The 21,026-nt window shown below is 53.5% G+C and carries 18 protein-coding genes; 11 read left to right on the top strand and 7 right to left on the bottom strand.

Annotated elements, in window-relative coordinates:
* Positions 1-9: 9 nt before the first annotated feature.
* On the bottom strand, positions 10-2,514 hold the full coding sequence (mutS, locus tag P9H32_RS17200) for a DNA mismatch repair protein MutS (protein WP_322610158.1): 2,505 nt from the start codon (positions 2,512-2,514) through the stop codon (positions 10-12).
* Between the two features lie 196 nt (positions 2,515-2,710).
* Between mutS and P9H32_RS17205 the strand changes: the two genes are divergently transcribed.
* From P9H32_RS17205 to nifS, 7 genes are all read left to right on the top strand, one after another.
* The gene (locus tag P9H32_RS17205; protein ID WP_322610159.1) at positions 2,711-4,285 is read left to right on the top strand and encodes a Ppx/GppA phosphatase family protein; all 1,575 of its coding nucleotides are present in this window, start codon (positions 2,711-2,713) and stop codon (positions 4,283-4,285) included.
* Between the two features lie 72 nt (positions 4,286-4,357).
* Positions 4,358-6,460 (top strand): polyphosphate kinase 1, encoded by a 2,103-nt coding sequence (gene ppk1 / locus P9H32_RS17210; protein ID WP_322610160.1) that lies wholly within the window; start codon positions 4,358-4,360, stop codon positions 6,458-6,460.
* Between the two features lie 129 nt (positions 6,461-6,589).
* Entirely contained in the window at positions 6,590-7,690 is a 1,101-nt protein-coding gene (locus tag P9H32_RS17215) for a 6-phosphofructokinase (RefSeq protein WP_322610161.1), read from the top strand.
* 85 nt (positions 7,691-7,775) lie between these two features.
* Positions 7,776-7,898, top strand: a complete 123-nt coding sequence (locus tag P9H32_RS17220) for a hypothetical protein (protein ID WP_322610162.1) — start codon at positions 7,776-7,778, stop codon at positions 7,896-7,898.
* Between the two features lie 173 nt (positions 7,899-8,071).
* On the top strand, positions 8,072-8,977 hold the full coding sequence (gene nadA, locus P9H32_RS17225; protein ID WP_322610163.1) for a quinolinate synthase NadA: 906 nt from the start codon (positions 8,072-8,074) through the stop codon (positions 8,975-8,977).
* Between the two features lie 28 nt (positions 8,978-9,005).
* A complete protein-coding gene (gene nifU, locus P9H32_RS17230) occupies positions 9,006-9,836 on the top strand; it encodes a Fe-S cluster assembly protein NifU (RefSeq protein ID WP_322610164.1) in 831 nt (276 codons plus the stop codon).
* A gap of 163 nt (positions 9,837-9,999) precedes the next feature.
* The gene (gene nifS, locus P9H32_RS17235; RefSeq protein ID WP_322610165.1) at positions 10,000-11,166 is read left to right on the top strand and encodes a cysteine desulfurase NifS; all 1,167 of its coding nucleotides are present in this window, start codon (positions 10,000-10,002) and stop codon (positions 11,164-11,166) included.
* Between the two features lie 53 nt (positions 11,167-11,219).
* Here nifS and P9H32_RS17240 read toward each other — a convergent pair whose 3' ends face one another.
* Genes P9H32_RS17240 through P9H32_RS17250 form a run of 3 tightly spaced genes read right to left on the bottom strand, consistent with a single transcriptional unit; the run spans position 11,220 to position 14,327 of the window.
* Positions 11,220-12,536, bottom strand: a complete 1,317-nt coding sequence (locus tag P9H32_RS17240) for a phenylacetate--CoA ligase family protein (RefSeq protein WP_322610166.1) — start codon at positions 12,534-12,536, stop codon at positions 11,220-11,222.
* Complete coding sequence (locus P9H32_RS17245; RefSeq protein ID WP_322610167.1) at positions 12,537-12,977, bottom strand: ACT domain-containing protein; 441 nt, start codon at positions 12,975-12,977, stop codon at positions 12,537-12,539.
* Positions 12,978-13,001: 24 nt separating this feature from the next.
* Positions 13,002-14,327 carry a phenylacetate--CoA ligase family protein gene (locus tag P9H32_RS17250; protein WP_322610168.1) on the bottom strand — a complete coding sequence of 442 codons (1,326 nt, stop codon included), beginning with the start codon at positions 14,325-14,327 and terminating at the stop codon, positions 13,002-13,004.
* 344 nt (positions 14,328-14,671) lie between these two features.
* On the opposite strand from P9H32_RS17250, the gene P9H32_RS17255 reads away from it, so the two are divergent.
* The 4 genes from P9H32_RS17255 to P9H32_RS17270 all read left to right on the top strand — a co-directional run bounded on the left by P9H32_RS17255 (position 14,672) and on the right by P9H32_RS17270 (position 17,716).
* On the top strand, positions 14,672-15,085 hold the full coding sequence (locus P9H32_RS17255; protein WP_322610169.1) for an acyl-CoA thioesterase: 414 nt from the start codon (positions 14,672-14,674) through the stop codon (positions 15,083-15,085).
* Positions 15,075-16,670, top strand: a complete 1,596-nt coding sequence (locus P9H32_RS17260; RefSeq protein WP_322610170.1) for a thiamine pyrophosphate-dependent enzyme — start codon at positions 15,075-15,077, stop codon at positions 16,668-16,670. Before P9H32_RS17255 ends, P9H32_RS17260 begins: the two co-directional genes overlap by 11 nt.
* Positions 16,671-16,719: 49 nt before the next feature.
* On the top strand, positions 16,720-17,190 hold the full coding sequence (locus tag P9H32_RS17265; protein ID WP_322610171.1) for a 2-oxoacid:acceptor oxidoreductase family protein: 471 nt from the start codon (positions 16,720-16,722) through the stop codon (positions 17,188-17,190).
* A gap of 109 nt (positions 17,191-17,299) precedes the next feature.
* Positions 17,300-17,716, top strand: coding sequence for a hotdog fold thioesterase (locus P9H32_RS17270; protein ID WP_322610172.1), 417 nt, complete (start codon positions 17,300-17,302; stop codon positions 17,714-17,716).
* Between the two features lie 88 nt (positions 17,717-17,804).
* Here the strand turns inward: P9H32_RS17270 and P9H32_RS17275 are convergent, their stop codons facing one another.
* Genes P9H32_RS17275 through P9H32_RS17285 form a run of 3 tightly spaced genes read right to left on the bottom strand, consistent with a single transcriptional unit; the run spans position 17,805 to position 20,836 of the window.
* Positions 17,805-18,995 (bottom strand): hypothetical protein, encoded by a 1,191-nt coding sequence (locus P9H32_RS17275; RefSeq protein ID WP_322610173.1) that lies wholly within the window; start codon positions 18,993-18,995, stop codon positions 17,805-17,807.
* An 8-nt stretch (positions 18,996-19,003) separates the two neighbouring features.
* Positions 19,004-20,650 (bottom strand): sodium:solute symporter family protein, encoded by a 1,647-nt coding sequence (locus P9H32_RS17280; RefSeq protein WP_322610174.1) that lies wholly within the window; start codon positions 20,648-20,650, stop codon positions 19,004-19,006.
* A 9-nt stretch (positions 20,651-20,659) separates the two neighbouring features.
* Entirely contained in the window at positions 20,660-20,836 is a 177-nt protein-coding gene (locus P9H32_RS17285; RefSeq protein ID WP_322610175.1) for a symporter small accessory protein, read from the bottom strand.
* Positions 20,837-21,026 lie beyond the last annotated feature (190 nt).

Consider the following 21,026-nt stretch of genomic DNA (forward strand, 5'->3'; position numbering starts at 1 on the left):
TCTTTGAAATCAGAACAGGTCCAGCTGCGAAATATTCGCTTTAAGTTTATGGGGACGTTTCCTGGCCAGTTTCGGCTGACCTGTATCTCCGAGTTCTCCCTCTTCGAGATTGGTCAGTATATCGTTGGCTCTTTCGATGACTGCATTCGGCAGGCCGGCCAGCCGGGCCACCTGAATGCCGTAACTCTTGTCTGCCGCACCGGGTACAATTTTGCGCAGGAAAGTAATTGAATCCCCTTTCTCTTTCACCAGCACGCTGAAATTCTGCACATTCTGAAGGGTCAGGGCGAGATCGGTAAGTTCATGATAATGCGTGGCAAAAAGTGTCTTGGCCTTCATGTCTTCATTTTTGCAGAGAAACTCGGCCACGGACCACGCGATACTGATCCCGTCGAACGTTGAGGTGCCGCGTCCGATTTCATCCAGCACAATGAGGCTTTTCGGTGTGGCGTTGTTCAGAATGTTGGCGGTCTCCTGCATTTCCACCATGAAGGTGGAGCGTCCACGGGCCAGATCGTCGCTTGCTCCCACCCGGGTGAAGACGCGATCCACGATTCCGATTTCGGCCTTCGCCGCCGGGACAAAACCGCCCATGTGGGCCATAATGGTAATCAGAGCGACCTGCCGGATATAGGTTGACTTACCGGCCATATTCGGACCGGTGATTATAATCAGCTGGTGGGTCTCGCGATCCAGCCGGGTATCGTTTGGAACAAAACGTTCGGCATCGGGCATCTGTTCAACCACGGCGTGCCGCCCGTCTTTAATATCAAGCCGTCCATCGTCGTTCATCAGTGGCCGGGTGTAATTGTTGGCCAATGCCCGGTCTGCAAAGGTCGCGAGTACGTCTACCTGACCGATGGCCAGTGCATTTTTCTGAATGGTTTCCAGATGGTCAACCACCCGGCGGCGGACTTCATTGAAAATTTCCTGTTCAAGGGCGACGGAACGTTCCTGCGCACCGAAGATTTTGTTTTCGTATTCTTTCAGCTCGGGAGTGATATAACGCTCGGCATTGACCAGAGTCTGTTTCCGGATGTAATCCTCCGGCACCAGCGCAACATTGGCTTTGCTGACTTCAATATAGTATCCGAACACTTTGTTATGCCGGACCTTCAGGTTTTTAATGCCGGTGCGCTCCATTTCCGATGCCTGGAAATCGGCCAGCCATTTTCGGCCCTGTGTAGCGGCGTCGCGCAGTTCATCCAGTTCGGGATGGTAGCCTTCACGAATCACGCCTCCGTCTTTCAGGTTGATCGGCGGTTCGTCGACAATGGCCGATTCAATCAGCGCCACAATCTCAGGCAGCGAGGTAATCTGCTCTCCGAGGATTTCGAGCATCGTTCCTTTGTTGATGAGCAGCGACTTCATCAGCGGCATTTGCTGCAATGAAACCCCCATAGCACGCACATCGCGCGGATTTCCGGTGGTGGAACCGATGCGGGAAATCAGGCGTTCAATGTCTTTAATATCGCCGAGTATGTCACGCAGTGAACGAAGATAAGTCTGGTTGTTGGTCATCAGTTCGACCGCATCGTGTCGGGCATTGATCTGTTCAAGATTGTTCAGAGGCCGTAGGACCCACTCGCGTAACAGGCGGCCGCCCATGGCGGTGCAGGTGGAATCGAGCACGTTGAGCAGTGTGGCTTTATAGGCCTGCCGGTTGGAGTTGATCGGAACAACCAGTTCGAGATTGCTGGCGGTGGTTTCGTCGAGCAGCATGTAGTCGGCCGGATTTTTCACGCGGATGGTGCGGACATGATCGAGGTTTCGGCGGAGCTCGGTTTTGCAGTAATACAGTACGGCACCGGCCGCACCGAGGGCCGCACTCATGGCGGAACATCCGAAGCCTTCCAGTGAATGGACATTAAAATGGCGCAACAGAAAATCATTAGCGGAGGCTGTCTCGAACGTCCAGTCCTCGCAGGCGGTTAAGAGGGTATTCGTGGCTTCGAGCGTCAGCTCGGAAAACTCCGGAGTATCCATCTGTTCTTCGGCCACAATGCATTCAGCCGGGGCATAACGGGAGAGATTGGATTGCACACTCAGCACATCTTCCGGCTCTTCGATCCAGAATTCGCCGGTGGAGAGGTCCAGCATAGCCATTCCGTAGCGGTTTTTCTCTTTATAGAGCCCCGCCAGAAAATTGTTCTGATTTCCCTCCAGCGTCACTTCATCGAGAATGGTGCCTGGTGTAATGATGCGGGTCACGTCGCGCTTTACCACCCCTTTGGCTGTGGCGGGATCTTCGATCTGTTCACATATGGCGACCTTTACGCCGGCTTTCACCAGCCGTTCGAGATAACCGCCGGCTGAATGGTAGGGCACCCCGCACATGGGTGTATTGTGCCGTTTGGTCAGGGTGATGCCGAGAATGTCTGAGGCGGTTTTGGCATCATCGAAAAACATTTCATAGAAATCGCCCAGACGGAAAAATAGGATGGTATCTTCCGGCAGCTCACGCCGGATGGTCCGGTATTGCTGCATCATCGGTGTTTCTTTTTTATCCGCCATTCGTTCTCCCATAAAAAAATCAAAACGCACAGTGTAGCCTGAGCGTTGTATGAATCAATCCATAAAGCCGGTTGATCAATGGGAACCCGCCCATAATCAAGCGCGATGCGGATCGGCCGGAGCGTAAACAAAACATTAACATTCATTGCGCTTGGCCGGAACACGTTCTACCCTAAACTGCTCAAGAGGACATTATATGGCAGAAAAATCAGACCATTCCATAACCTATCAACTCAAAGCGGTAATCGATATCGGTTCCACCTCTATCCGGATGGTGGTGGCTCAGGTTTTCGGGAACGGAACCTTCCAGACATTGGATACGCTCAATCAGAGTGTCTCCATTGGCAGTGATACGTTTACCCGTGGCCGCATTTCGCGATCAACAATCGGTGATGCCGTCAAGGTGCTGCGCAATTTTTCGAGTGTATTGAACGAATATAATATTGATCCGAAAAAGGATGTTTATGCGGTGGCAACCAGTGCTGTGCGCGAGGCCCGGAACCGTGATGAATTTATTGATCGGGTGTCCATGGCGACGGATATTGAGGTTCAGGCCATTGATGGCACAGAAGTCAATCGCCTGACCTTTCTGGCCATCCAGCCGACGTTGAAAAAATATTCCGGTCTCCGGAAAAACAGGTTGTTGGTGGCAGAAGTCGGCGGTGGCAGTACCGAACTGCTGGGGTTGGATCAGGGGCGGGTTTCTTTTGCCCATATTTACCGCATGGGGGCCTATCGCCTGCGCGAGGCGATGGACGGTCAGGAAGGTTCCGTTGCACGGAAACGCGACGTGCTGCAGATGGAAATCGATTCCGGTATCCGCCAGTGTCGCGATGCGGTGCCGCGCGACGGACAACCGCTTTCACTTCTTCTGATGGGGGGCGAGGCCCGTTTTACCGCGCAGACGGTTGATGCGGACTGGGATGAACAGTCGGTTATTGATATCAGACTGAACGAATTGGAAAAGCTGGCCGAAAAAATCTTGTCCATGGATGTGGAGAAGGTGGTCCGCAAATACCACATGACCATTGAAGAGGCGCAGACGCTTGCGCCTGCGCTCTTAACTTATGTGAAACTGGCGCAGGCATTCGGGGTGAAAAAAGTATCCGTCTGCGGCGCCTCCTTGCGGGATGGGCTGCTGACGGAAGCGGCGAGCGGGGGAGCCTGGAGTGAGGACTTTGTGGAACAGGTGCTGCACTCTGTGCACGAAGTCGGCCGGCGCTATCAGCTGGATCAGAATCATGCCGATTGCGTAACAGAGATTTCGCGTGCGATTTTCCGGGCGCTGAAGCGTGAGCATAAGTTGAGTTTCCGCTATGAAGTCATTTTGACGGTGGCCGCTCAACTTCACGACGTAGGTATGTTTATCGGCAGCAGCAGTCATCATAAACACAGTCAGTACATTATTGAAAACAGCGATCTGTTCGGGCTCGGCGAAGAAGATATCAAACTGGTGGCGCTGGTGGCGCGGTATCATCGTCGGGCCAATCCCCGGCCGGGGCATCCGGGCTATGGAACACTTACACGTGAAAACCGGCTGGCGGTGAATAAACTGGCGGCCATTCTTCGAGCCGCCGATGCCTTTGACCGTTCGCACACGCAGGCCATCCGCGATGTGAAAATTAGTGTTCACGAAGAGGAAGTGGTGGTTGAGACCACCCGGTCCGGTGATTTTACGGCGGAGAAACGGGCGCTTGCGGGTAAGGCAAAACTGTTTGAACAGGTCTATGGTCGCACCATGGTTTTAAGGTCTAGAAGAAGACGGGGATAAGTGCTTGGTGCGGAAACGGGTATGCAGACCGCTTAAACTGCGGACATTTTAAAAAAAACAGGCAGATACAGAATGGCGAAAACTACACCGAAATCTAACTATTTCAACCGGGAACTGAGCTGGCTCGAGTTCAACCAGCGGGTGCTCGAACAGGCGAAAGATCCGCGTAATCCGATGCTGGAGCGGTTGAAGTTCCTGGCCATCACGGCCTCCAACCTGGATGAGTTTTTCATGGTCCGTGTCGGCGGGCTGGCCATGGCCCGTAAAGCGGGACTGCGTAAAAAAGATCCGGCAGGTATGACGCCGCTGGCGCAGTTGAAGGAAATCTATCCGCGCTCGCAGAAAATGATGAAGGAATTGCACAGCTGTTTTAACGATGTGGTTTCACCGGCGTTGGAGCGGGGCGGAATCCGGCATGCGGACATTCATGCGTTGACGGCGGAGCAGGATGCATTTGTTTTTGAGCTTTTTAAAGAGGAGCTGTTTCCGGTGATTACACCGGTGGCGCTGTGTGATGGGCAGAGTGTGCCGATGATCCGGAATCTGGCGCTGAATGTACTGGTACGTTTGCAGGACAAAGCGTCCGGAGATCGAAAAAATCTTTATGCCGTCATGTCGCTGGATCGGGCTGGTTCTCGTATTGTGCAGCTGCCGAGCGATGAGGGCTATGTTTATGTGCTGCGTGAAGAGGTGGTGAAAAAATATGCGGCCGACTGGTTTCCTGGCTATGAGGTTATGGAATGTGCACAGTTCCGCATCACCCGGAATGCGGACTTTGCCGTTGCGGAAAATGAAGCGCCGGATCTCATGCGGGGCATGGAGGATGTGCTGGAAGAACGGAAGACGGGCGATTGCGTTCGGCTTGAGGTTAAATCTGCCGTTTCCAAAGGTGTGTTGAAGTTTCTTTCGGCCAGTTTGCAGGTTTCGGCCGAAGCGATATTTTTGATCGACGACGTATTGAACATGAAGGATTTTATGTCGATGTTTATACCGGGATACGATGAGCTCAAGGTGGAGCCGTGGCCGCCTCAGGCTTCGCCTGACGTAATTCCGAACGAACCGATGTTTGGTCAGATCGCAAAAAAAGATCTGCTGTTTTATCATCCGTATGAAACGTTCGATCCGGTGGTTCGCTTTATTGAAGAGGCGGCGGCTGATCCCGATACCATGGCGATTAAGATGGTGCTGTACCGCACCAGTTCCGACAGCGCGATTATTGCCGCTCTCAAACGGGCCGCGGAAAACGGGGTGAATGTCACGGCGCTGATAGAGCTTAAGGCGCGGTTTGATGAAGCGCAGAATATTTCCTGGTCGCGTGCGCTGGAGCAGTGCGGAGTGCAGGTGATATACGGTGTCAAGGGGTATAAGACCCATGCTAAAATCTGCATGGTGGTGCGCCGTGAACCGGCCGGGGTGGTGCGCTATTGCCATTTCGGCACGGGGAATTATAACGAATCCACCGCCAAACTGTATGGCGATATCAGCTATATGACCTGTAACCCCGATCTGGGCAATGATGCCGCCGGTTTTTTCAATGCGCTCTGCGGATATGCTCAGCCACGCGATTTTAATCTTATCAGCATGGCACCGATCAGTATGCGCGATAAGTTGTTGGAGATGATTGATTTTGAAATTGAACGCGCCAAAAAAGGCAAAAAGGCGCTGGTGAATGCCAAGGTGAACTCGTTGGTGGATGTGGTGCTTTCGGAAAAACTGTATGAAGCCGCGAAGGCGGGTGTGAAAATCAACCTGAATGTTCGGGGGATCTGCTGCCTGAAACCGATTGCGAATATCACCGTCACCAGCATCATCGATCGCTATCTGGAACATGCTCGCATCATTCATTTTCATCACGGCGGAAAACCACGGGTCTATATTGCGAGCGCGGACTGGATGCCGCGGAATCTGGACAAACGGCTGGAGTTGATGGTGCCGGTGGAAGATCCGGGCTGCCGGGATCAACTGATCAGAATGAATGAGATCCACAATGCAGACAACCAGAGTGCGTGGGTGCTGAAGCCTTCGGGAACCTACGAGCGGGTGAGCAGCCGCGGTGTAAAAAAGATCCGAAGTCAGGAGGTGCTGTATAACAACGCCTGCTCGGCTCTTGTCGACGCCGAGAAAAAACGTCGCACCCGGTTTGAACCGCATCGGCCGGAATCGCAGAGTACATAATCAAACACACGGAAAGCCCGGTTTTCAGATCCTTTTTCCGTTGCTTACCAGCAGCATCAGGCAGGTTTTAGGCGGGATTTCCAATGTTTGGACTGGCGGAACACCCGGCAGTCAGAATAGATTTTCGGTATGGAAACCAAAACAAAAACCATCGGAATTTTAACATCGGGCGGAGACTGTCCGGGACTCAATGCAGCTATCCGCGGAGTGGCGAAAGCGGCGCTCGGGCAGGGGACAACCGTGATTGGAATTCAGGACGGATTTCGCGGTCTGGTCGAAAACCGGGTGATGATGCTGGATGATAAGGATGTCAGCGGCATTCTGACGCACGGCGGAACCTTTCTGGGATCGAGTCGCGATAAACCCCACAAAATGCCTATGGGCGATAAGGTGCTGGATATGACCGAAGTCGCGGTTTCCAATGCCCGGAAAAATCATATCGACTGTCTGGTCTGTCTCGGAGGAAACGGCACGCAGAAAAATGCGATGCGCCTGCATGAAGCCGGGCTGAATGTGCTGACGCTGCCGAAAACGATTGATAACGATGTGGCCGGCACCGATATTACGTTTGGTTTTGATTCTTCAATGGCCATTGCGACCGAAGCCATTGACCGTTTGCATACGACGGCGAGCAGTCATCATCGTGCGATTGTCTGCGAAATCATGGGGCATAAAGCCGGCTGGCTGACGCTGGGAGCAGGAATTGCGGGAGGAGCGGATGTGATTCTGCTGCCGGAAATTCCGTATGATCTTGAGCATGTTGTAGAGCACCTTATGGCGCGGCGTCACCATAATAAGCGGTTTTCGATTATCGCTGTTGCAGAAGGTGCAATTTCGAAAACCGAGGCTTCAGAGGGGCGTAAAAAAAAGAAAATTCCGCGTGACGGGGAAGTTGAAGGTTTGATTCAGGAACCGGTGGCCAGTCGTGTGGCGCGCGAAATCCAGCAGGCTGCCGGGATCGAAGTGCGCTATACCTCGCTGGGTCATGTGCAGCGCGGGGGATCGCCCACGGCAACCGACCGCCTGCTCTCCACACGGCTTGGGACGAAAGCCGGTGAACTGCTGCACGACGGGATTTATAATGTGATGGTGGGGCTGAAAGGAGAAACCTGCGAGGCGGTTCCGCTGAACGAGGTGGCGGGACGGACCAAGGTGGTTCCAGCGGATCATCCATGGCTGAAGACCGCCGCTCTGGTGGATACCTGCCTGGGGGATCAGCTTGAATTTTAGTCGCCGCTTATTTTCTGATATTTTCGGTAGACGGTGCCGACGCTGAGCGATAGAACCAGCTCAGAATCTAATTGAGGTGCGACCTATGGGATGTAAAAAAGGCAAGTCGACCCATAAAAAGAAAAAAGATCACTTCGAGTGTAAAAAATGCGGTGCCGTGGTCAAAAACAAAGGCAAGGTCTGCAAACCGAAAAGGTTGAAAGACTGATCTCCGGACCGCGTAAAAAACGTCGCATTTTTACGTCAAAAATTTCCGGATTTTCCGGAACCCGTACAACAATGTAGTTTTCCAGATACAGGATGGCGGGGAACTGCCATCCTTTTTGTTTTGTTTTTACTACACGCTTCGTTTTATATACGCCGCTTTGCCGAGGACAAACTATGCAGACGATTGAAGAAAAAATTCAGAAACTGAAGCGCGAACGAGGGGCCATTATTATTGCCCATAACTATCAGCCCGATGAGGTGCAGGCCATTGCTGATTTCACCGGCGACTCGCTGGAACTCAGCCGCAAAGCGGCCGAGCTTGATGAAGAGGTCATTGTCTTCTGCGGGGTACATTTCATGGCCGAGACCGCAGCGATTCTGAGTCCGGAAAAAAAGATTCTGCTGCCGGATCAGTTTGCCGGATGCCCAATGGCTGATATGATTACCGCAGAAGCACTTCGGGCAAAAAAGGCAGAGCATCCGGGCGCGGTCGTTATTGCGTATGTGAACAGCTCTGCGGCAGTGAAAGCCGAGAGCGATCTTTGTGTGACCTCTTCGAATGCCATGAAAATTGTAGACTCTGTACCGGCCGATAAAACGATCATTTTCGTGCCCGATACTCATCTCGGCCACTACGTTCAGGAAGAGCTCGGACGCGAGATGGTGATTTGGGACGGATACTGCCCGACGCACTCGCGAATCCGCGACGTGGATATTAAACGCGAGCTTGAAGATCATCCGAACGCCAAGATCATGGCGCACCCGGAATGTCCGCTGCCGATCCGCGACTTGGCAGACTACCTGCTATCGACCGGTCAGATGATCACTCACGCCAAAGAGTCGGACGAAACGGAATTTATTGTGGCCACCGAAATGGGGCTGCTTTACCGCCTTCGTAATGAAAATCCGGAGAAGAAATTCTATTCCGTCAGCGACCGCGCTCTTTGTCCTAATATGAAAAAAATCGATCTGGAAAAGGTGCTCTGGTCACTTGAGGACATGCAGCATCGCATTACGGTCCCCGAGGAAATTGCGGACAAAGCCCGGCTCTCGATCGAACGGATGCTCGAATTGAGCTGACCAGAAAGACCAGGGGTAAGTAACCGGAATGTGGGAATATACGGATAAAGTAACCGACCACTTTAAAAATCCAAGAAATGTAGGGGCTGTTGAAAATCCGGATGGGGACGGATTGGCCGGTTCGCTGGCCTGCGGAGATGCGCTTCGGCTGACCTTCAGGCTGAACGAAGAGAAAAAAATCGCCGAGGCGAAATTCCAGACCTTCGGCTGCGCTTCGGCGATTGCTTCTTCGTCGGCACTCACGGAAATGCTGATCGGCAAGACGGTCGAAGAAGCCGAAGAGATCACCAACGCGGACATCATTGCCTATCTGGGCGAGCTGCCGAAGCAGAAGGTGCACTGTTCGGTGATGGGGCGTGAAGCCCTTGAAGCGGCTATCTACAATTACCGTACCGGTAAAAAACTGGATAAGCACATTGATGGCGAGGTGATCTGTCACTGTTTCGGCGCAACGGATAAAGAGATCGAAAAGATCACCCGCGAACAGAAGCTGGCAACGGCTGAGGATGTGACCCATGCCTGTAAAGCGGGCGGCGGTTGCGGACAGTGTATTCCGGAGATCGAAGAAATCATCAACCGCGTCATCGGCGAAGAACAGGCGGAAGAAGAGCCGAAACCGAAATTGACGCAGCTTCAGAAAATCAAGCTGATCGAAGAGACGATTGATCGGCAGGTGCGGCCGATTCTGCGCCGCGACAACGGCGACCTCGAGCTGCACGATGTGGACGGCGATAAAGTCATCGTCAAATTCATCGGTGCCTGCGTCAGCTGTCCGGTATCGGCCGTAACCCTCAAAGATGTGGTCGAAACCCAGCTTCGCGAGGCGGTTTCGCAGAATATTATTGTGGAGGCGGTGTAGCCCGAAGCGCCCTGCTCGAAACGCCGGACAAACACGATCTGGTGTGCGGGCAGGAACGCAAAGGTCTTCCGGCTGAATATAAGGTTTTCATTTTAAGGAGCCGTTGAGCAGGAAGCCGATCGAAAACTCGTTTTTAGCTCTTTTTGAACGATAGGAATAAAAAATGAAACAGCCGGTTTATATCGATAACAACGCTACGACACAAATTGCACCGGAAGTGACGGAAGCCATTCTTCCATACCTTACCGAGCACTGGGGAAATCCGTCTTCGATGCATAATTTCGGAGGACAGGTTAAACGCGCGCTCGATACGGCACGCGAGCAGGTAGCGGCACTGATCGGAGCCGAACACCCGAACGAAATTATTTTCACCAGCTGCGGTTCGGAATCTGATAATATGGCGATCCGCGGCGCGGTGGATGCCATGGGAGGTCATCCGCACCTGATCACAACGCGCGTTGAACACGCGGCCGTTCTCGGTCCCTGCCACTATCTCGAAGATAAAGGGTTTCGCCTGACTACGCTTGAGGTCGACAGAAAAGGAAATCTGGATCTGGATGTCGTGCGTGAAAAATCGATGTCCGGCAAGAAGACGGTCGCATCGATCATGTGGGCGAATAACGAAACCGGCGTCATTTTTCCAATCGCTGAAATTGCGGACATCATTAAAGAGGGAGGCGGAGTCTTCCATACGGATGCAGTTCAGATTGCCGGAAAGCTGCCGATTTCGGTGAAAGATATTCCCGTCGATATGCTTTCTATTTCCGGTCACAAACTGCATGCCCCGAAAGGTATCGGTGCGCTTTATGTGCAGCGCGGGACCAAGGTGACCCCGCATATCATGGGCGGGCATCAGGAACGCGGCCGCCGTGCCGGTACGGAAAATGTGCCCTACATTGTCGGTCTTGGAAAAGCCTGTGAGCTGGCCCGGGAACGCATGGAAAAGGATGTAGTGCATGAGCGTAAACTGCGCGACCGTCTTGAAGAGGGTATCCTGGCTACGTGCAAAGGAGCGCAGGTGAATGGCGATCCTTCAAACCGTCTGCCGAACACGACAAATATCAGTTTTGAATATGTGGAAGGCGAAGCCATTCTGCTCATGATGGACGATCAGGGCATCTGTGCCTCGACGGGTTCAGCCTGTGCGTCGGGCTCGCTGGAGCCGTCGCATGTGCTGCGCGCCATGGATGTTCCGCGCTCCAGCCTGCACGGCTCAATCCGTTTCAGCCTGAGTCGCTATAACACAGAAGAGGACATTGATACCGTGCTCGAGAAACTGCCGGTCATTATCAACCGTCTGCGTGAACTGTCTCCTTTTGCCGACGACTGATAAGATCCGCCGGTCATTTCAGGCGGCTCCGCAATCCGGGCCGCCTGAATATCTTATTTTTTCCTTCGGTCGATTACATGCCGGGCTTTGCCTGTAAAGCGTTCGAGCGAATTCGGCGAAACCAGTTCAATATTCATCCGCAGTCCCGTGATGGCCTGAATGGCGTGTTCAATCCGCTCTTTCAGTTCCTGCATATTTTTCATACTTGAACTGAAGGATTCTTCGGTCATCTCCACTTTCACAGAAACGATATCTTTACGGTCCGGACGATCCACTTCAATCTGGTAGTGCGGTGCCGTTCCTTCAACGCGCAGCAGAGCCTGCTCAATTTGCGAAGGGTAGATATTCACCCCCTTGATGATGAGCATATCGTCGCTGCGGCCTTTGATGCGGCTCATGCGTATTGAGGTTCGTCCGCAGGCGCAGGGCTCCGGGTTCAGCGATGCAATATCGCGCGTGCGATAGCGGATAATCGGCATGGCCTCTTTGCATAAAGAGGTAAAGACGAGTTCGCCTTCCTCGCCGGGCGCCACGGGTTCGAGGGTGTCCGGATCGATGCATTCAACGATGAAGGCATCCTCTGAAATATGCATGCCGTCCCGCACGGCACATTCGCCGCTGACGCCGGGACCGATGACTTCGCTCAGGCCGTAGTTGTTAAAGCAGAGAATCCCCATTTCATCTTCGATCCGTGCCCGCATATCCTCCGTCCACGGCTCACCGCCGAAGTGGGCGTATTTCAGATTCAGGGCCTCTCTCGGAATTTGATTTTTGAGGATAAATTCCGAAATCGTCAAAGCATAACTCGGCGTACAGACCAGTGCGTCGACCTGCATATCCTTCATCAGCATCAGTTGCTTTGAGGTGTTTCCGGCAGCGGCCGGAATGACCGAAGCGCCCACATGTTCCACGCCGTAGTGCAGGCCGAACCCGCCGGTGAAAAGGCCGTAGCCGAACGCAATCTGGACGCTGTGTTCCGGTAAAAGTCCGCCTGCGGTCAGAAAACGGGCACATAAATTAGACCACGTTTTTAAATCATTTTTGGTATAGGCCACCATCGTCGGCCGGCCGGTGGTGCCGGATGAACCGTGATACCGGGCGACCTCTTTGCGATCGACCGCCAGCATGCCCAGCGGATACTCCTCCCGCAAATCCGCTTTGGTGGTGAAGGGGAGACGCTGCAGATCGTCCAGCGTCCGGATCTTATCCGGTGTGATGCCGGCTTCCGCAAATTTCTGTTTATAAAACGGAATCCGCTGAACCTGTTCAACCGTTTTCCGCAGTCGGGAAGACTGAAGCGATTGAAGGTCGGATCGGGGCAGTGATTCCGCTTTATCCCAAATTCGGTTTTCTACCACAAAGCCGCTCATTTAATTTTCCGTATTCGGGAAAAGTGCAACGCGGTCCAGCACCTTGAACCCTGCGCTCTGCAGCGCCGTGACAGCTTTATCCATGTCGTCGAAACGGAACAGCAGTACGGCATTTTCACCGCTCTTAATCGTGAAGGCATACATGTATTCCACGCTGATTTCCGCCGCCTCTTCCACCTGCAGAACATCCCGTAATCCACCGGGTTCATCGCTTACTTCCACCGCAATCACTTCTGTGATTTTGGCCACAAACCCTTTTTCTTCCAGAAGGGACTTCGCCGCCTCGCAGTCGCTGACGATCAGGCGGAGAATACCGAACTGTTCCGTGTCGGCCAGTGAGATCGTGATCATGTTGATTCCGTTATCCGCCAGCAATGCACAAAGCTCGCGTAACCGGCCGGGTTTATTTTCCAGGAATACCGATAACTGTTTCAGTTTCATATTTTTATCTCCAGATTGATTGTTTTATCGATTATCGATCACCCGTTTTGCTTTGCCCATGGACCGCTCGATCATGTTGGGTTCAACCAGGGTGAGCTTTACGCGAATGCCGAGGATGTGAGCGATGGCATCGGACAGTTGTTTGTGTACGGCTTCCACTCCGCGAACGGTGTCGGTGAAGGTTTCGGCCGTGACTTCCACCTGAACTTCCATCTGGTCCATTCCGCCGGAGCGCGAAAGTACAATCTGATAATGCGGCAGCGTTTCCTCCACGTTAAGCAGCGCGGCTTCGACCTGCGACGGGAAGACGTTTACGCCGCGAATAATGAACATGTCGTCGGAGCGGCGGGCAATTCGGTTGATCCGACGGATGGTGCGGCCGCATTCGCATTTTTCCGGAATGATGCTCGTGATGTCGTGGGTGCGGTAGCGCATTACGGGCATCGCTTTTTTGCTCAGCGTTGTGATGATCAGCTCGCCTTCTTCGCCATCGGGCATGGGTTCATCGGTGACGGGGTCAACAATTTCGATCATGAAATGATCTTCAAAAATATGCAGGCCGCTCTGTTCGGAGCAGGCCATACCGACGCCGGGGCCGATGATTTCCGAAAGACCGTAAATATCGAATGCTTTGATGCCCGTTTTCCCTTCAATGTATTCGCGCATCTCATCGGTCCACGGTTCGGCACCGAAGATTCCTGCCCGCAACGGGAGATCGGGCCACTCGATGCCCATCTTTTCTGCATACTCAATCAGATGCAGAAAATAGCTCGGTGTGGCACAGATGGCGGTGGTGCCGAAATCGCGCATCACCATAATCTGCCGTTCGGAATTTCCGCCGGAAATAGGAATAACCGTGGCGTTTAATGCTTCAGCGCCGTAGTGCGCGCCGAGTCCTCCGGTGAAGAGGCCGTAGCCATAGGCATTCTGGACGATGTCTCCGCTATGCAATCCCGCACAGGCAAAAGCCCGAATCATGACCTCTTTCCAGACCTCAATATCTTCGGTGGTGTAGGCCACAACAATGGGCTTTCCCGTCGTGCCGGACGAAGCATGCAAACGAACCACCTCGCTCATCGGGACGGCGAAGAGTCCGTAGGGATAGGTGTCGCGCAGGTCCGTTTTCTGTGTGAACGGCAGCTTGCGGATATCGTCCAGCGTTTGGACATCATCGGGCGTCACTCCCGTTGCCTCCATGCGTTCCCGGAAGAGCGTTTGATTTTCATAAGCGTGCCGGGTCATGGCCCGAAGCCGTTGAAGCTGAAGTTTTCGAAGCTGTTCTTCGCGCAGATAATCCGGCGCGGAAGCAGGATGAATCAGACTCTCCCGATCATTCCATTGTGTGTGCATGGCATGCCTTTCAGTAACGTTATTTGAATTGAAAAGATCTACTGAATACCGGCCGTTAAAGCAAGATAGCTCACCAAAATACTTAAATTCTATACGTATTTAAATTTAGTATCAAATAGCCCGGCTGCCGGACCGGTATTGGATTGAAGCTGAAAATCGAAAAGAAAAAGCTCAATCGGTCCGAAGCGAACCGGGGTATGGACTTATGAAAATCGAAAAAAGAAGCGAAACAGCCATACGTGATCATCGAATACACCATATCGCACCGAAGAAGCTTGGCCCTTTTCGTTGAATCCCTCTTAAAATACGGTTAAAAAGTACGTTTATTTTCTTTGGGGAATTCCATGTTCAGTCATACCTGTCAACTGAGAGTACGTTACAGTGAATCGGATCGCATGGGGACCTTCTATAATTCACGCCTGCTGGAGTGGATGGAAGTGGGGCGCTCAGAGCTGACCCGCGCCGCGGGAAAAGCCTATGCGGAATGGGAGGCCGAGGGGGTCATGGCTCCGATTATAGAAGCGAATCTGAAGTTTAAAGGGCGCGCCGGTTATGATGACCTGCTGTGTCTGGAAACCACGTGCGAGCGGGCGGGGCGGGCGCGGCTTAAATTTCAGACGGTGATCACCATGGCCGGAACCGGGAAACCCGTGGCGGAAGGATTTACCATTCATGCACTGACCAACCCCGAAGGAAGCCCCATCCGTATTCCGGATTGGATTAATCATTTACTAAACGGAGAGAAATATGAGCAGTGAACGTAAACTGATGAGCGGCAACGAAGCCGTTGCTCTGGGAACCAAACATGCCGGCTGTGCGCTGGGCGTTGGATATCCCGGAACGCCATCCACCGAAATTCTCGAAAATTATGCCAAGCTCGAAGACTGTAAAGCGCAGTGGGCTCCGAATGAAAAAGTCGCCCTGGAAGTCGGTATCGGCGTGGCCTTTGCCGGAACCCGCACCATCATCACCATGAAACACGTCGGCCTCAATGTGGCCGCCGATCCGCTTTTCACCGTGGCCTACACCGGTGTCACCGGCGGGATGGTGCTGGCCGTTGCCGACGATCCGGGCATGGCCTCCTCTCAGAATGAGCAGGATTCACGAAACTATGCCCGGGCGGCCGGCGTTCCGCTGCTCGAACCGGCCGACTCGCAGGAAGCCTATGATATGACCAAGCTGGCGTTCGAGATTTCCGAACGTTGGGGTCAGCCTGTTATTCTCCGACTCAGCACACGGGTTTGCCATTCCAAAACCATCGTGATTCCTTCTGAATCGAAACCTGTTCCGCAGGCCGATTATGTGCGCGACATTTCAGGCCGTGTGATGATTCCGGCCTATGCACGTCCGGCACACAAAAGAATGCGGGCCAAGCTGGCGGAAATCGAAGAATGGAACAATGCTGAAGGACCGAATCCAATCATTGGAAACAGCACTAAACTCGGCATCATTGCCAACGGCGTTACCGCGCTGCATGCGCAGGAAGCGGCGCCGGATGCAAAAGTGATGAAGCTGGGCATGGTTTATCCGCTGCCCATGAAAGCCATTCTTGAATTCATCGATTCCGTGGATGACTGCATCATTATCGAAGAATCCGATCCCTTCATTCAAACCGAAGTGCAGGCCGCCGGCGGCAAGGTCCGCCCGCGGCTGGAGCGCTATCGGTATGGCGAGCTCGATGTGATTCGTGTGAAACGTATCATCGATGGCGACGACTCCGAAGAAGCGGCACCGCCGCGCGGAAAGCCGCCGCAGCTCTGCGACGGCTGCCCGCACCGTGCCAGTTTCAAATTGCTGAAAAATATCGGATGCACCATCACCGGCGACATCGGTTGCTACACGCTGGGCGTGCTGCCGCCTTTCGAAACCATGGATACCTGCATCTGCATGGGCGGTTCGATTGGGATCGGTCTGGGAATGCGCCACGTACTGCCGGAAGAGCAGGCGCGCAAAGTGGTCAGTGTAATCGGCGACGGAACCTTTATGCATAGCGGTCTGACCGGGGTGGCCGATATGATCTGTAACCGTCCGAAGTATGGCCACGTGATCGTGATTCTGGATAATGGAACCACCGCCATGACCGGCCTGCAGGAACATCCGGGCACCGGGAAAACGCTGGATCATCAGCCGGCAGAAAAAACGGTTTCCATCGAAGCCACCTGCGAAGCCATGGGGGTTGATAAAGTGGTGGTGCTTGATCCGTCCCGCGAAATGGAACGCTTTGAGCAGGCCGTCCGCGATGCCTTGGCCTCTGACGACCTGACGGTAATTATTGCGCGCCGTCCCTGCATTCTTGCTGTTGCGCGCGATGCAAAAATCAAGCGCGGCGAGAAGGTGCGCTAGCACCCTCCGATTTAGGCATTGGGATTCGGACTCCTGAAAGGATTGAACTATGAATAAAGTTACGAATGTAAAATTTGCAGGGCTGGGCGGACAGGGGATTTTAACCTGCACCGACATTCTCGGGCGCGTTGTGTTTGATATGGGCAACGATGTGAAAAAAGCGGAAGTGCACGGCATGAGTCAGCGCGGCGGTTCCATTACCTCCGATCTTCGTTTCGGCGATAAGGTGCTCAGCCCGATGATTTCGGCCGGGCAGGCCGATTTCCTGGTGGTGATGGGAGAGGATCTGGTTGAAGCCAATCAGTATTTTCTGAAGGATGGCGGTATGCTCGTGAAACCGTCCGATTTCGAGGTGGATCAACTGACCAATAAGCGGACGTTGAATGTGGCTCTGCTCGGCGCACTGAGCAAACATATGCCGTTTTCGGTGGAGCAGTGGATGGATGCCGTCCGCGCACAGCTTCCAGAACGCCTGCATGAAGTGAACGAAGCCGCGTTCATGCTCGGAAGAGGTGAGTAGGAACGGACCTTCCTGTCAGAAAACGTCTGAAGGTCGAAAGTCAAAGGTCTGCTTGACTTTCGACCTTTGACATTGGGACCTTTGACCGAACAGGAAACCGGAGATTTATATGAGTGCGCATAAAATTAAAGAACTGATTCGGAAGAACGATAATCTGGGCAATTATCTGGGCGTCAAATTAACCGAAGTCAGTGAAGGGCGGGCATACGCCGAACTGAAAATTGAAAAATGCCACCTGAACGCGGCGGGCGTTACCCATGGAGCCTCGATCTTTGCGCTGGCGGATATTGCGTTGGCGGCGGCATCGAACTCCTATGGCAATGTGGCCTTGCTGACCAACGGCAATATTCAGGTTTTTCATGCCACGCCGCTGGGCGACACCCTCACCGCGAAAGCCAAGGAAGTTTCCGCCAGCCGCAAGCTGGCGCACTACCGGATTAAGGTAACCAATCAGGCCGGCGACCAAATTGCGGTCTATAATGCGACGGTGTATAAAACCAGTACGCCGCTGCCCGACAGCGAATAGTTCCAATCTCTGGAAAATTCCAAGGTCTGGAAACGCAGAAAGCGCCCTCCGCACGGAGCGCGCTTTTTTGTTTTCCGGCAAGGGGCGTTCAGAACGCATACGTCAGAAACAAACGAAAATCACCGGCCGGGGTATTCGGGCCGTCCTGATACCCGAGTCCCGCTTTTCCGCACACCGTCATATTTTCGCCGACGGGTTGTTTGACGATCAGATCTAGTTCGCCTGCACTGTTTAAGGCAGCGAGATCATTCTGTTTGGTGTATTGCAGCAGGGTATAGAGTATCGTTTCAGAACGTTCCAGTCGGGTCGTGGCTTTCAGGTAGAACGAGTCCGCGCCGCCGGCAAATGTGTCGGTATAAAACATCAGCGAGGTGCCCAGCGCATGATTAAACCCGGTGGTGAAGGGATTGAACTGAAGCCCATCTCCGTACACCCCGAAATAACCGCCTTCCACACGAACCTTGCCCACCCGCTGCACCACCGAAAGTCCCAGCGCATCCGCGTGGTGCGTTGCGGCGCGGCCGAGATTGAACTCGTTGCGGTAGTAGCCGAGCAGAGAGGTTTTTTCCGAGAGCGTATATCCGGCGCGAATCCCGAACAGATTGGCCACATCCCATGCGGCGGCATCGAAAAGTGCAATATCGAGTTCCTCCATTCCGGTATAGGCGGCCTCGCCCCAGGTCATCCCGTCCGTGTCGTAGCTCTTGCCGAATATCTCGCCGTAGTTCCGGAATTTCCAGCGATCGCCCGCATCCAGAATTCCGCTTTGTTCAATGGCATGGCCGCCCGCAAACCGCCAGTGCCCGATGTCGTTAAACCGGGCCTGCAGGGCGGTGATAGAACGGGATTTCTGGCGGATGTCATCGGCGCGGAAGACTTCGGCATTGTTGATTTGCCGTCCGACGCTGGCGCTGGAGTATTCAAGAAAGGTATAATTCACATACGCTTCGTTGAGCACGTGAATGCGACCGTTGGAGACGAGATAATCGCCGGGATTCGCGGTCTTGCCGTAATCCATGGAATCGAGCACGCCCGCGCCGTTATAGGCCGCGCCGAGGGACCAGCCGGACAAGTCCGGGGACGTATATTTCAGAAGAAAACCCAGTGTCGTTGAGTAGGCGTTGGCCCCGTTGTCATAGTCGCGGTACATGCTGACCGATTGCAGGCGTCCGGAGAGTGTGCCGAAGCCCTTTTCGTTCAGCGGTTTCACAACGCTTTCGGCCGTTGCAAAGGAGGCCGCCAGGGTTGCTGCCAGAATGCAGGTAGTTTTTTGTTTCATGCTGTTTTTCATGATTTCGTTCCCATACATCGGTCCAGATGATCTTCCGCTGTTTTTTTGGAAAAACACGAAACGGCCACCGTCATCAGTACGGACAGCGGAAGGCCGATCATCAGCGGATCAACATAGGCCCAGACAATGGGGCCCATGGATGAAAACACCTCTTTCCCGTCGACCAGATGAATGGCCAGCGACCGGGTGCCGAAAAGCCGGTTGCAGAGGAGCAGGGCGGAAGAGGCCTTTTCCTGAATAAAGACCATCCAGAAAAGGCTGAAAACGGAGCCGCTCAGCATGCCGGCAATGGCCCCGGCTTTGGTAATGCTTCGGCTCCACAAGGCCCCCACATACATGGGCAGAAAGGCGCAGGCGCAAAGACCGAAAAAGATAGCGGTCCCGCGGGCCACAATCGAGGTTCCCGTTTTGCCGAATTTAAGTTCGATGATGTAGCTGAGGTAAACAGAAATCAGAATGCCCACGAACACCGCTCCGCGGGTGGCCAAAACGCCTCCGCCGTTATTCTTCCGGCCCATGGATTCTTCAACCAGATCCCGGCCGAGCGAAGTGCCCATCACATGAAACTGGCTGCTGAGCGTGCTCATGGCCGCAGAAATCAGGGTGAGCATAAACAGAATGCTGAACCATTCGGGCATGGCACTTTGAAGATACATCGGGATGATGGCTTCAACATCACCCTTGGCCGCCACAATGGATACCTTGCCCAGCGTCTGCTGAAAATGGACGTTGGAAAGTGCGCCGACCACATATGCCACACCGGTCACCATCATAATAAACACACCGCCGATCGGAATGGCACGGTTCAGCTCTTTGCCGCTCTTCACCGTCATATACCGCACCGCCAGCTGAGGCTGAGCCAACACGCCGATGCCCACGCCCATAATGATGGTGCTCACCAGCACCCACCAGCTCGGGGCACCGAACTTCGGCATACTCGTCCAGCCCTGATGTCCGCCCGCCTGCAGTTTTTCCGGAACCAGCGCCGCCATGTCGGTAAGGCTTTGGTGGGCCGCCGTAACCCCGCCCATTTTAACGTAGGTCATGATCAGCAGCGCCGTCATGCCGAACAGCATGATGGTTCCCTGCAGCGCATCCGTATACATCACGCCCTTGATTCCGCCCATCACCACATAAAGCGCAATGATGACGGAAAAAACAAACAGCGCCACGTTGTAGTCGACCGAAAACTGCGAGGAAATATATTTCGCCGCGCCGATCAGAACGGCCGAAGCATAGAGCGGAATGAACAGAAAAATAATGATGGCCACGGCGCCCTGGATGAAGCGCGATTGAAACCGTCTGCCCAGCAGTTCCGGAAAGGTATGGGCATCGAGCCGAAGTCCCATTCTGCGCGTCCGGCCGCCAAATACCCAGAAGGCGATAAAGATGCCGATAAAGATATTCATAACCGTCAGCCACAGCAGCCCCATGCCGAATACGCCGGCCGCACCGCCGAACCCGACGATGGCCGAGGTGCTGATGAAGGTGGCTCCATACGACATCGCCATCACATACGGATGAACCGAACGTCCGCCCAGCATATAGTCGGTGGCCGATTTTGTGGTTTTAAAGCCCCGGAACCCGAGGTATCCAATGACGCAGAGATACGCCACGACAATGATCATCATCCAAATAGACATCGATTCCCCTTACAACTCTGCTTCAACGCGGTTTTCTTCTTCGGCCCAATGCGAAATTTCTTCTTCAGGCTCCTGAACCGTGTCATCGACATTCCATTTGAACGCCCCCCAGACGAGGCAAATCAGTGTGCAGATTATGCACAGAAAATAACCCAAAACGACCCATGGATCTTCAATCCCCAGCATTGATACATCCCCCTGTATTGTTACGATTCGACGCAATACAACAGGTTAGCGCATTTAAATACGGATAGACAATACGTATTTAAGCGTGAGGCAGACTTTTGCACCCGCAAAATATGATCATTTTATTCGCATATCTTCGCCGTGAATTATCACGGTTGGGCATTGCTCCGCGGGGGGCGGATGATAACAT

This window comes from Pontiella agarivorans (genome assembly GCF_034531395.1).
In the GTDB taxonomy this organism is placed as follows: Bacteria; Verrucomicrobiota; Kiritimatiellia; order Kiritimatiellales; family Pontiellaceae; genus Pontiella; species Pontiella agarivorans.

Coding starts and splice junctions, on each gene's coding strand:
- mutS (WP_322610158.1), bottom strand. CDS start 2,514: ATGGCGGATAAAAAAGAAACACCGATGATGCAGCAATACCGGACCATC.
- P9H32_RS17205 (WP_322610159.1), top strand. CDS start 2,711: ATGGCAGAAAAATCAGACCATTCCATAACCTATCAACTCAAAGCGGTA.
- ppk1 (WP_322610160.1), top strand. CDS start 4,358: ATGGCGAAAACTACACCGAAATCTAACTATTTCAACCGGGAACTGAGC.
- P9H32_RS17215 (WP_322610161.1), top strand. CDS start 6,590: ATGGAAACCAAAACAAAAACCATCGGAATTTTAACATCGGGCGGAGAC.
- P9H32_RS17220 (WP_322610162.1), top strand. CDS start 7,776: ATGGGATGTAAAAAAGGCAAGTCGACCCATAAAAAGAAAAAAGATCAC.
- nadA (WP_322610163.1), top strand. CDS start 8,072: ATGCAGACGATTGAAGAAAAAATTCAGAAACTGAAGCGCGAACGAGGG.
- nifU (WP_322610164.1), top strand. CDS start 9,006: ATGTGGGAATATACGGATAAAGTAACCGACCACTTTAAAAATCCAAGA.
- nifS (WP_322610165.1), top strand. CDS start 10,000: ATGAAACAGCCGGTTTATATCGATAACAACGCTACGACACAAATTGCA.
- P9H32_RS17240 (WP_322610166.1), bottom strand. CDS start 12,536: ATGAGCGGCTTTGTGGTAGAAAACCGAATTTGGGATAAAGCGGAATCA.
- P9H32_RS17245 (WP_322610167.1), bottom strand. CDS start 12,977: ATGAAACTGAAACAGTTATCGGTATTCCTGGAAAATAAACCCGGCCGG.
- P9H32_RS17250 (WP_322610168.1), bottom strand. CDS start 14,327: ATGCACACACAATGGAATGATCGGGAGAGTCTGATTCATCCTGCTTCC.
- P9H32_RS17255 (WP_322610169.1), top strand. CDS start 14,672: ATGTTCAGTCATACCTGTCAACTGAGAGTACGTTACAGTGAATCGGAT.
- P9H32_RS17260 (WP_322610170.1), top strand. CDS start 15,075: ATGAGCAGTGAACGTAAACTGATGAGCGGCAACGAAGCCGTTGCTCTG.
- P9H32_RS17265 (WP_322610171.1), top strand. CDS start 16,720: ATGAATAAAGTTACGAATGTAAAATTTGCAGGGCTGGGCGGACAGGGG.
- P9H32_RS17270 (WP_322610172.1), top strand. CDS start 17,300: ATGAGTGCGCATAAAATTAAAGAACTGATTCGGAAGAACGATAATCTG.
- P9H32_RS17275 (WP_322610173.1), bottom strand. CDS start 18,995: ATGAAACAAAAAACTACCTGCATTCTGGCAGCAACCCTGGCGGCCTCC.
- P9H32_RS17280 (WP_322610174.1), bottom strand. CDS start 20,650: ATGTCTATTTGGATGATGATCATTGTCGTGGCGTATCTCTGCGTCATT.
- P9H32_RS17285 (WP_322610175.1), bottom strand. CDS start 20,836: ATGCTGGGGATTGAAGATCCATGGGTCGTTTTGGGTTATTTTCTGTGC.